At 55.6% G+C, this 11,231-nt stretch carries 11 protein-coding genes; 8 read left to right on the top strand and 3 right to left on the bottom strand.

Translation table 11 applies throughout. The annotated features are described in order from the left end of the window. Window positions 1–2: 2 nt before the first annotated feature. On the top strand, window positions 3–773 hold the full coding sequence (locus ACFQW4_RS14345) for a 5-oxoprolinase subunit PxpA (RefSeq protein WP_336768342.1): 771 nt from the start codon (window positions 3–5) through the stop codon (window positions 771–773). Between the two features lie 112 nt (window positions 774–885). Here the strand turns inward: ACFQW4_RS14345 and ACFQW4_RS14340 are convergent, their stop codons facing one another. After that, window positions 886–2,088 carry a pyridoxal phosphate-dependent aminotransferase gene (locus ACFQW4_RS14340; protein ID WP_377725922.1) on the bottom strand — a complete coding sequence of 401 codons (1,203 nt, stop codon included), beginning with the start codon at window positions 2,086–2,088 and terminating at the stop codon, window positions 886–888. A 485-nt stretch (window positions 2,089–2,573) separates the two neighbouring features. Here ACFQW4_RS14340 and nac point away from each other — a divergent pair, with 485 nt between their 5' ends. The 7 genes from nac to ACFQW4_RS14305 all read left to right on the top strand — a co-directional run bounded on the left by nac (window position 2,574) and on the right by ACFQW4_RS14305 (window position 7,599). Next, complete coding sequence (nac, locus tag ACFQW4_RS14335) at window positions 2,574–3,497, top strand: nitrogen assimilation transcriptional regulator NAC (protein WP_049851333.1); 924 nt, start codon at window positions 2,574–2,576, stop codon at window positions 3,495–3,497. Between the two features lie 109 nt (window positions 3,498–3,606). After that, window positions 3,607–4,029, top strand: coding sequence for an acetyl-CoA carboxylase biotin carboxyl carrier protein subunit (locus tag ACFQW4_RS14330; RefSeq protein WP_110868100.1), 423 nt, complete (start codon window positions 3,607–3,609; stop codon window positions 4,027–4,029). Between the two features lie 227 nt (window positions 4,030–4,256). Further along, window positions 4,257–5,009 carry an SDR family oxidoreductase gene (locus ACFQW4_RS14325; RefSeq protein ID WP_137385023.1) on the top strand — a complete coding sequence of 251 codons (753 nt, stop codon included), beginning with the start codon at window positions 4,257–4,259 and terminating at the stop codon, window positions 5,007–5,009. Between the two features lie 22 nt (window positions 5,010–5,031). Next, a complete protein-coding gene (locus ACFQW4_RS14320; protein WP_061718311.1) occupies window positions 5,032–5,727 on the top strand; it encodes an amino acid ABC transporter permease in 696 nt (231 codons plus the stop codon). A gap of 5 nt (window positions 5,728–5,732) precedes the next feature. Next, window positions 5,733–6,488: an amino acid ABC transporter permease gene (locus ACFQW4_RS14315; protein WP_309836159.1), complete on the top strand. Its 756-nt coding sequence runs from the start codon at window positions 5,733–5,735 to the stop codon at window positions 6,486–6,488. Window positions 6,489–6,497: 9 nt separating this feature from the next. Then, window positions 6,498–7,235: an amino acid ABC transporter ATP-binding protein gene (locus ACFQW4_RS14310; RefSeq protein WP_101762314.1), complete on the top strand. Its 738-nt coding sequence runs from the start codon at window positions 6,498–6,500 to the stop codon at window positions 7,233–7,235. Between the two features lie 88 nt (window positions 7,236–7,323). Further along, on the top strand, window positions 7,324–7,599 hold the full coding sequence (locus ACFQW4_RS14305; protein ID WP_101762315.1) for a hypothetical protein: 276 nt from the start codon (window positions 7,324–7,326) through the stop codon (window positions 7,597–7,599). A 40-nt stretch (window positions 7,600–7,639) separates the two neighbouring features. Here the strand turns inward: ACFQW4_RS14305 and ACFQW4_RS14300 are convergent, their stop codons facing one another. Then, window positions 7,640–8,650 carry a fimbrial protein gene (locus ACFQW4_RS14300; RefSeq protein ID WP_377725917.1) on the bottom strand — a complete coding sequence of 337 codons (1,011 nt, stop codon included), beginning with the start codon at window positions 8,648–8,650 and terminating at the stop codon, window positions 7,640–7,642. Window positions 8,651–8,661: 11 nt separating this feature from the next. Then, window positions 8,662–11,220 carry a fimbria/pilus outer membrane usher protein gene (locus ACFQW4_RS14295; RefSeq protein ID WP_377725916.1) on the bottom strand — a complete coding sequence of 853 codons (2,559 nt, stop codon included), beginning with the start codon at window positions 11,218–11,220 and terminating at the stop codon, window positions 8,662–8,664. Window positions 11,221–11,231 lie beyond the last annotated feature (11 nt).

Here is an 11,231-nt window from a genome sequence, read left to right as displayed (position 1 = left end):
ACATGAAGATTGATGTGAATTCCGATATGGGCGAAGGCTTCGGCGTTTACCAGCTGTGCGATGACGCCGCGCTAATGAAAGTGGTGTCATCCGCCAATATCGCCTGTGGTTTCCACGCTGGCGATCCGGCGATCATGACCAACATGGTGCGGCTGGCGAAGGCACATGGCGTGGGTATTGGCGCGCATCCCGGCTTGCCGGATCGCCAGGGTTTTGGCCGCCGTGAACTGCCGTTTAGCGCCGAAGAGATTTGTCAGCAGGTGGCCTATCAACTCGGCGCGCTGACGGCGATTGCCCGCGCGGAAGGCACCCACGTTTCCCACTTCAGTTTCCACGCCGCGATGGGCAACATCGTCAACCGCGATGCCGACCTGGCGCAACAGGTGATGGAGTTAGTGGCGCGCATCAATAGCGAGCTGATCATCTTCGCCCAGCCCGATACGATCATTGAAGTCGCGGCGCAGGCGGCAGGCCTGAAGACGCTGACGCTGTTTCTGGCCGACCGCGCCTATGACGCGCAAGGCCGTCTGGTGCCGCGCGGCATTGCCGGTGCGGTGATCAACGAGGAAAGCGCGCTGCGCGCCCGCGTGCGCCAGTTTTTGCAGCACGGCACGGTGACGACGATTGAAGGTGAAGAGATTGCGGTACGTGCGCGCTCGATTCTGGTTCACAGCGACACGCCAGGTTCCCTGACGCTCGCCACCATTGTGCGCAGCGAAATCGAAGCCAGCGGCCATCAGGTCGCCCCGGCGGCGGAGGTGGTCATTGATTAGCGGCCTGCTTATCAATCGCACCGATACGTAGCGGCGCGATTTATCGCGCAATAAATTGCGCCGCTACAGTTTTTGCATCTCTCCGCAACGGCGCGATAATTATTTCAATGAATCAAACACATCCACCACAAAACGCCGCAATGCGATCGCATCCCTTCTCTAACCGCTCCATGCTCGTGGCATACGACAACCGGATAAACGGACTCATGCCGTACGCCGCGCCCTGCACCGTCACCACGTGCTGCTCCTCAATCAGCGCCAGCACAAAATCGGCATCATTGGTGATCAATCTGCCACCGGCGCTGGTTTTGCCGATGTAGCCCGCGATATTCACAAACAGATAAAATGCGCCCTGCGGTTTGTGGCAGCGCAGGCCATCAATCGACGTCAGGCGATCCAGTACATAATCACGGCGCTGGCGATAGATGCGCGCGCGCTCCTGCAGCAGATCCTGCGGGCCTTCCAGCACCGCTACCGCCGCGGCCTGCGTTAAGGTGCAGACGCCGCCGCTGTTCTGGGTATTCACGTTGCTCATCGCTTTGATCAACGGCGCCGGGCCGCCACAGAAGCCCAATCGCCAGCCCGTCATGGACCAGGCTTTCGACACGCCGTTCACCGTCAGCACGCGGTCAACCAGGCGCGGCTCAACCTGCGCCAGCGTGTAAAAACGCACATCGTCATAAATCAGATGTTCATAGATATCGTCGGTCATGATCCACACCTGCGGATGGCGCAGCAGCACCTCGCCCAGCGCGTGCAGCTCCGCTTGGCTCGCCACCGAACCGGTGGGATTGCTCGGGTAGTTGAGCAACAACCATTTGGTTTTATCGGTGATGGCGGCGTCCAAATCGGCCGGCAGCGGTTTGAAGCCGTTCTCCTGCGTGCAGGGTAGCGCCACCGGCACGCCACCAGCGAATTTGACGATATCGGCATAGCTGATCCACGACGGCGTCGGGATCACCACTTCATCGCCAGGATTGATGGTCGCGAGGATCGCGTTAAAAATGATCTGCTTAGCGCCGCCGGCGGTGAGGATCTGGCTGACGTCGTAATCGAGCTGATTATCGCGTTTGAACTTCAGCTGGATCGCTTTGCGCAGCGCCGGCGTGCCGTCGGTGGGCGGATAGCGCGTATCCCCGGCGCGCGCAGCGGCATAAGCGGCTTCAATCGCGTGAGGTGGCGTGGGGAAATCGGGTTCACCGGTAGAAAGCGCCACCACATCAATGCCCTGCGCCGCGAGATCGCGGGCCTTTTGGGTCATGGCAACGGAGGCAGAAACGGTCACATTCTTTAATCGATCGGCTATCTCGGGCATGGGTTAATCCTGGCTCAGTGTCAGCATGAACGGTTTGCAGCAAGCTGCAAACACGACGTTTACCAGAGGATAGGTTTTTGCCCGAAGCGGCGGTTAATAGTGCTTTGTTGTGGTGATATAACACAAAGCGATGACTGAACCGACCGCACACTTTCGCCATAAAGATGGCGAGCCTGATGTGGAAATGCGCGGCAGGTCACGCGCTAGCGCCTGACGCAATGTTAATAGAGTGTTACTTTGAGTGCCGGTTAACAGCGCGTAACGCCCGTTTACTCACTCCTATCATCGCCAAATCTAATGAGTGAATCGCACCATACCAGTGCAAAGGTCGCTGTTTTACCCTCGCCGTCTCGGCAACTGTCCAACTCAGCACCTGCCGTAGGAGGCACTGTGGCTCTACCCTCCTGTCTGAGTTCATTCGCGAAAGCTTATTTGGCATCAACTTTGCTTGATACCCGCTATGCGTTCTGTTGGAGGAAGCGTTCATGAATCTTCGTCGCCTGAAGTACTTTGTTAAAATTGTTGATGTGGGCAGCCTGACCCAGGCCGCCGATATTTTGCATATTGCCCAGCCCGCGCTGAGCCAGCAGCTGGCTACGCTGGAAGGGGAAGTGAATCAGCAACTGCTCATTCGTACCAAGCGCGGCGTGACGCCGACCGAAGCCGGGAAAACGCTCTATTCCCACGCACAGGCGATTTTACGCCAGTGCGAGCAGGCACAAAGCGCCATCGAGCTGGTCGGCGCGTCACTGAGCGGCAGCGTCTCGGTTGGCTTAGCGCCGGGCACCGCGGCACAAAACCTCGCATTACCGCTGATGATGGAAGTGCAGCAGCAGCATCCCGGCATCGTGCTCTACTTCAATGAGAACTTCGGCACCACGCTGAGCGAACTGATCATGAATGGCCGCATGGATATGGCGGTAATTTACGATCACCGCACCATTCACGGCCTGCGCTTTATGCCGCTGATGAAAGAGGATCTCTACTTCGTCTGCCCGTTCAGCCTCGCGCAGCCGGTGAAAGAGATCCCGCTGGCGCAGGTGGCGCAATACGATCTGTTCCTGCCGCGCGTCTACAACATCATGCGCAAAGTGCTCGACGATGCCTTCGTACACAACAATCTGCAGTACCGCGTGAAATGCGAGATCGAGTCGCAAACCACGCTGAATGCCGCCCTGAGCGCCGGTCTCGGCACCACCATCATGCCGGAATCCGCAGCGCGCGCGATGCTGAAAAGCGGCGATGCGTGGATGGCGAAGATCGTCGATCCGGATGTACAGGTGTCGCTGTCGTTCTGCATGTCGGATCACTTGCCGCTGTCACAGCCGGCCGAAGCGGTGAAATCGATCCTGCTGTCGCTGATGTCGCGCCGCAACGTTGAGAATCATCCTCTGACGTTGGTGGGATAAGTCCCGCTTATTGCCGCAAAGCGAAACCCTCTTACTGCCCGTATTGCGAACGCGCTAGATTACGATTTTGCCCGCTCAGGCGGGCGTGTTTCGCTTTGACGGGAATTCCATGGATAAAACCGCAATACCGCTGCCGACGCTGCGTGCGCTGGCGCGCAAGATGCAATCCTCCGGGCTGAACAGCCTGGCGCTCGATGGCAAGCACTGGTCAGTGCGGTTGACCTTCGCCGCCACGCCAGCCACGCCCGCGCCTGTCACGCTTCCCGCCGCTGAAATCCCCCTCATCCCGCAACGCATCGGCGCACCGATGCCCGGCACGCTGCTGCGCCGCCATCCGCATAGCCCGCAGGATTTTGTCGCGCCCGGCCAGCACATCGATGCCGGTGCGGTGGTGGCGCTGGTGCAGGTTGGCCCGCTGTATGTGCCGGTGATTAGCCCGGATAGCGGCACGATCCGATCGCTCATGGCTGAGCATCTTTCGGCGGTGGAATATGACGAGGACATTCTGACATTTGCGCCGTCAAGCGCATAAGATCAATACCGCGCGATAAATCGCGCCGCTACAAATACGTGCATTTTGTAGGTCTATCTCAATCACCGCACATGTCGTAGCGGCGCAATTTATTGCGCAATGTTGGAACGGGTGAAGTGCAGCAGGCAAGCGTTATAAGGGGCGCTTATTGCCTCAAAATTTTTATGTCTTATGCCCTTGCGGCATAACTGCATACAGTCAAAAGACGCCATAACGAGGAGAGGCAGATGCCATTTTCAGATTACAAAACCGCGCTGGTGACCGGCGCATCGGCGGGAATGGGCGAAGCGATTGTTGAGCGCTTGTGCCAGGAGGGCATCACCGTGCACGCGGTGGCGCGCCGTAAAGAGCAGCTGGCAGCGCTGGCCGATCGTACCGGCTGTATTCCGCACGCGGTGGATGTCAGTGACATAAAGGCGCTGACCGCGCTATGCCAGGATCTCGAAATCGACATTCTGGTGAATAACGCTGGCCTGTCGCATCCGGGCTCGATCCTCGATGCCGATGAGAACGTGATTGAAACCCAGGTGGACGTCAATCTGCGCGCGGTGCTGCATCTGTGTCGTTTGCTGGTGCCGGGCATGGTGGCGCGCGATCGTGGCCACGTTTTCAACATCACCTCGATTGCTGCCATCTACAACTTCAACGGTAACTCGGTGTATCACGCCACCAAAGCCGGCGTGCATGCCCTTTCGCGCCAGCTACGCGTCGATTGCTACGGCGCGCGCGTGCGCATCACCGAAATCTGTCCGGGCCGCGTCGCCACCGATATCTTCGGCAACGTGTCAGGCGATCACGAAGAGGCGCGCCGCCGCTTCATTGATGGCTTTGAATTGCCGCAGGCCAAAGATATCGCCGACTGCGTTGCTTTCGCGCTCGCGGCACCGCTGGCGGTAAATATCGGCAACATCGAAATCACCCCGACATTACAGGTGCCGGGCGGTCTTTCCACCATGCGACCGGGCGACCACAGCGCGTAGCAGGCGATGATGAGGTAACAGAATGGCTCTCGATTTCAGCAGTGTGATAACCGGCCAATACGGCCAGATGATCGTTGACGGAACGGTGATCACCCTTGAACTGGCGTTGGGTGCCTGGCTGCTGGCAATGGTGCTGGCGCTGCTGCTGGTGGTGATTCGCCTGACTGAAAACCGCATCGCGGTTGGGCTGGTCAAAGCCTATGTCTCTTATCACCGCAATGTGCCGACGCTGATCCAGTTGATGATGTGGTACTTCGCCATTCCTACGCTGCTGCCGGAAGCGCTGCAGATGTGGATCAACAACTACAACGCCGAGTTCCTGTTCTCACTTACCGCGCTGGGCCTATGTCAGGCGGCGTACTTCTCCGAAGATATCCGCAGCGGCCTGCGCGCCATTCCCGACGGGCAGAACGAAGCCGCGCGCGCACTCGGCATGAGCTACGTGCGCGCCATGCACGGCGTGATTCTGCCGCAGGGCATTCGCAATGCGATGCCCGCGATGATCAACCACACGGTGCTGCTGTTTAAAAACACCAGCCTGGCGATGGTGATTGGCGTGGCGGATCTCACCTATGTAACGCGCGATATTGAGAACCAAACGTTCCGTACCTTCGAATCTTACATCGTGGCGACCGTGGGCTATCTGTTCTTCTCCCTGCTGCTGATGGGCCTTGGCGCACTGCTGGCCCGCCGCTTCCAGCGCGTCTATGCGAGGTAATGGCGATGTTTGAGATGTTCACCATTTTGCATGACAACGGCATGCTGCTGTTGATGGGGCAATACCCGAACGGTCCGATTGGCGGCGTGCTCTGTACGCTGCTGATCTCGGTGCTGGCGGTGCTGCTGGCGTTTCCGATTGGTGTGCTGCTGGGCCTGGCGCGCCTGTCGCCGTGGCGCTGGCTGAGCTGGCCCGCCACCGGCTGGGTTTATCTGCTGCGCGGCATCCCGCTGATGATGGTGGTGTTCTGGACCTACTTCTGTGTGCCGCTGCTGATCGGCCACAACATCAGCGGCTTCGCCACCATGCTGTGTACGCTGGTGATTTATGAGAGTGCCTATATCGCCGAGATCGTGCGCGGCGGCATTCAGGCACTGCCGCACGGCCAATACGAAGCCTCACGCGCGCTCGGCATGAGCCATCTGAAAACTTTGCGTCTGGTGATCCTGCCGCAGGCGCTGTTCAACACCCTGCCCAGCCTGGTTAGCCAGCTGGTGTCGATTATCAAAGACAGTACGCTGGGCTACGTGATTAACGTGCCAGAGCTGACCTTTGCCGCCAATCAGGTGAGTAATCAGCTGCTGACCAAACCGTTTCAGGTGTTCGCCATTGTGGCGCTGAGCTACTACCTCATCTGCTTCAGCCTCACCTGGCTGGCCAATAAACTCGAAGCGCACATTGCGCAGAAACGTCGTCAAGCACCGCAGCCAACGTCCAGCGTGGCGCCCGCGGTGATGCTGACTAAAACCTCTTCGCAATAAGGAAACCGCATGGGACCGATGATCATGTTTAATCAGGTTAATAAATGGTACGGCGCGTATCAGGCGCTGACCAACCTGAGCGCCGAGATTAATCCCGGCGAAGTGGTGGTAGTGTGCGGCCCTTCCGGCTCGGGCAAATCGACGCTGATCCGCACCGTTAACCGTTTAGAACCGATCGATGACGGCCAGATTGTGTTTGATGGCACCGATATTCACGGCAGCAGCACGCGCCTCAATCAGCTGCGCACGCGCATCGGCTTTGTGTTTCAGAGCTTCAACCTGTTCCCGCATGTGACGGTGGCCGAGAACATCATGATGTCGCCGATGAAAGTACTGGGCGTAAAGCGCAGCGAAGCGCGTCGTCAGGCGGGTGAATTGCTGGAGCGCGTGGGCTTAGCGCATAAAGCCGATGCTTATCCGGCGCAGCTTTCCGGCGGCCAGCAGCAGCGCGTGGCGATTGCCCGCGCGCTGGCGATGAAGCCGCCGGTGATGCTGTTCGATGAACCGACCTCGGCGCTCGATCCGGAGATGGTCGGCGAAGTATTGTCGGTGATGCGCGGTCTGGCGCAGGAAGGGATGACGATGATGTGCGTGACCCACGAAATGAACTTTGCCCGTGAGGTGGCGGATACCATCTGGTTTATGGACCAGGGACAGATTCTGGAGAAATCACAACCAGAACAGTTCTTCACCCAGCCGCAGCACCCGCGCGCGCAGCGCTTTCTAAGCGACCTGCGATCGCATTAAGGGGGATATTTTTTCACTATCGCCATTTTTAATTAAAGTTTGGTCCTAACTTGTCGTTCTTCTTTATGCCACCACCAGGAGAAGACCGATGAAAACAGCATTCGTATTATTTTCTGGTTTGCTATTTGCCCAAGCCGTTCTGGCTGAGGGCGGTACCGTTTCTTTTACCGGTGCGATAGTTGAGCCTGCCTGTACGACGACGACCAATAGCCAGCATGCCGCAGTGCAATGTAGCCAGAATGGTGTCGATAAAGTGCGTCAGATTAGATTCAATAAGCAACAGCAGACGCTGCCGTTTCAACTCGGCAATGTCAGCGTGCAATCATCGGGTCATATTAAAGCTGTTGAAGTGATCTATCGGTGAGTCATCACTGACAATTTTCCCCCGCCAGGGGGAAAATTATTTATTGATAGGTCAGAGTGAAAGTCGCGGAACTGTTAGCTGTGCCAGGTGTAATGGTTGCGGTCGTTTGGTAATAACGCGCCTGAAGCGGAATATTATAATTCCCCGCGCTGGCCGAAGTTCCGGCAACAATATTAGCGCCCAGTTGCACAGGCGCATTGTTAAACAGAAGCTGCACGCCCACTCCACTTGCCGTATTGGCACCTGATGTCAGATTTAATACCCCATTGGCGGAGTTTTGGGCATTTCCATCAATCTTCACATTGATGCGGGTGCCGGCATTACAGTTAAGCGGAAGGGTAAAATTACGCGTAAAGCTGGCATCGGGTGAACTGCCCGTCCCACTGAACGCACGCTTATCCACATTGCCCATATTCACGGCGATGGCAGTATTACTGACTGAACACGCCAGCGTTGTGACACTAAAACCATTCATAAGAATAGTCGATTCCGGTGAATGCCAGAACGCCTGGTTGTTGTGCAAAATAAACGATCCTGCCTGCTGCGCGGTGACCATCCCCGATCCGGTTGGTCCGGTTTTATAGAACTGTAGCAACGCTTGCTCGCGCAGAGGTTGTCCCGCTATTAAGCCATTGACCGAACACAGCAACCTATTGTTCGCATTACCATCTCCCGTACTGGTTCCATCAACCCAGCCACTAAAGTTATTGCAGTTGTTCACTGAGATGCCACCGATAGCAAAGCCAATCCCTGCAATATTGGTGCTGTAAATCCGTCTGCCTCCAATGGTCGTGACATAGTTACCGGTGCCTTTTACGCCCACACTTTGATAAGTCAACGCGGGGGCCGTGTTAGTACAGTTAAACGTGTTCACCGCACCCGAGGTGATCTGGCTGCCAATCAACGATCCCACCGGTAAATCGCGTTGAATCACTATCGCAGGAGGAGAAACTGTCGTCGCGGCTGTGGTGGTGGTACAGGTATAAGCCTGCGCAAAGTTAACGTACAACCCAATAAAAAATATGCTCGGTAATAAAAGAAATAAACGCATAAATGCTTCCTTTAGCGGCATTGTGCCGTCACAGAATTGACACCAAACTGAGCCTTTCCTAACGTAAACGGAGCCTGACATTCGCCGCCCTTCCAGTTCACCTTAACCACGCCCGCTGCGGGCACGCCGCTGAGGTAAACATGTTGTTTGTCATCAACGATGCCATGCGAAAGGGTTTCGCCGTTGGCAACGCTGGCACGTGCGCCGAACGGCACTTGACGCCCACGCAAGGTAACGACCATTTTTGCCCCCGATACCGTGGGATAATTGGCTAATGCTACGGCCCCCTGCGTAGGCACCACTGTTTGGCTGTCACTCAGCAGATCGACGTTATCGCCGAGCGAATTGGCATCAAGCGAAAGCGAGGTGCGGCGATAAGGTGTTACGTTGGGTACGACGGCATAACCTCTGCCATCAGTCAGCACGCCGGTTTGGTTGAGCACGCGAACTGCCTCCGCGTCTTCAGCGCGCACTAACGCCATGGTGTCACCTAACGGCTGGCTCAGAGTCACACCATAGGGATGCACCACAATGCCGCCCGTTGCGCCGTAATTCAGTTGTCGGGTATTCCGCGAGTAGTTATAGCCAGCCTGGTATTCGCCAAAGCGTGCTTTATAGTTGACTGACGCATTGCCATTGGCGCCAACCCCTTGATTGGTGTAACCCTGTTGCACGCTATAGCTCAGGTTATTGTCTGCCAGTGCAGTGCCTGACAACCCCACCGCGCCAGTGGTTTTATCGCGATTGTCGGTGCTGCCCGAGAAGTTCAGCCAGCTTTTGGGTAAAAATCGGTCAAAGGGAATCTGCACCGCCAGCGAAAAAATTTGATCGTGTTTGGTGTAGAACGGCGTCTGTGAATAGCTGTAGTTAAAGGAGTAATTGATGGCGTTGAAGCTGGTGTTATAGCCCAGCGTCAAACTGCGCTCCTTTTCTGTCACGCCCCAATATTGTTGCTGGTAAGCGGAGAGAAAAAGACTGCCATAATCACCCAACGATTGATTAACGTTGAGTTGGGATTTACTGCGTCTGTTATGGCTATAACGCCAGTTTCGCCATTCGCGTCGGGCTTGTTCAACTTCATTGCGGTTGTTGGGATTACCCCGGAAACCCGGCGGCAGTGTATTCGCGTAATAGCCATTGGCTTCATTAAAATCGTAATAACCAGAGGTGGAATAACGGTAGCCTGCCAGAGTAAAAGTGGTGCCGCTCATTGCGACATCTTTTGCATATTGAAAACGAAATGAGCCACCGCGATGAGTTTCTTCCATTAAACGGGCATTGGCGAATGTCCCGTCCAGCGAAATCGAACCCAATAACCCCAGACCTTTCCCCACACCAACCGATGCTGACGTGTAATCACCCGACAGAATAGATCCACCATAAACGGTTGAGCTATAAGGCAAACCATAGATACCTGTGCCTTGTATAAAGCCCGGTTTTTTTGCCGATCCCCCGGTTGAACGATATTGCCCGGCCGTGAAAGCATATTTGAAACGCCCTTCACGCTGCATGATAGGCACCGCAGAAAATGGCTGAACAAACTGTCGGACGCTGCCATTCGCTTCTTTTATTACCACCTCAAGATCGCCACTGGCCGAGGTAGGATAAAGATCATTTATGGCGAAAGGTCCGGGTGGCACATAGGCTTGCCAAATGATGTTACCGTCCTGACGAATGGTAACTTGCGCATTGCTCTGCGCAATGCCTCGTACAACGGGTGCGAATCCTCGTAAGCTCTCGGGCTGCATATTGTCGTCTGAGTAGAGCTGAGCTCCGCGAAAGGGGAAGCTATCGAATACCTCTGATGGCGTATAGCTCTCTCCCAATACCAGCTGGCTTTTCCAGGGTTTGATGTCACGCTGAACGTAGGTATTAATACTGTTCCACTTATCATCACCCTGACTATGGCTATAGGTGGTGTAATTGCGCGCGCGCCAGGCCCCGAGATTAATACCGCTACGCAAATTGAGATACGCGTTGTTATCACTTCCCTGACGATAATCACTCCAGTTATTGGCACCTGAATAGCCATAATTCATAAATAGCGCGTTGACACCATCGTCCCACTCCTCTGGGCCAACATACCCTTGTGCGTTATGTCGTACATATTCTTGTGGAATGGAGACGTTTAAGCGTTGCTGGCTTAAATCAAAGCGGGTTTGCGCCTGCGGGATGATGGCAGCGATATTCGTCACTTCCTGCGCAGGTGAGATTTTCACGAAAGCGGGTGTGGCATTCTCTTTCACGCCCCACCGCATAAAATCAGCTTTTATTAATAGGGGCTGCAGACCCTTCGCACCGGGTTCAAAGCGTATGCTTTTTGATCCAACAAAATTGTCGTTCAGGTAAACGTCGGCGTTGTAAACGCCCGCCGCTTGACCCCCACTGCGACTAAAAGTGGAAAGATCCAGATTTGCACGCTGGCCGCTGTGTCGTTCCACCGTGTCAGGATCAAAATAATCCTCTGCAGCCACATCATTAATGGGCATTGCAGCCAGTATTACCATGTTAAGTAAGGTGCGCTGAAAAGCAGGCCTCAGCGTTAAAGGTATATTTTGTCTCATCGACATGGCCCTCTCCT

Origin of the sequence: Pantoea sp. GCM10028869 (genome assembly GCF_042666835.1) — a bacterium.
Classification (GTDB): domain Bacteria; phylum Pseudomonadota; class Gammaproteobacteria; order Enterobacterales; family Enterobacteriaceae; genus Pantoea; species Pantoea leporis.
The sequence above is the reverse complement of the archived record's forward strand: the minus strand, read 5'-3'. Positions and strand labels throughout refer to the sequence as shown.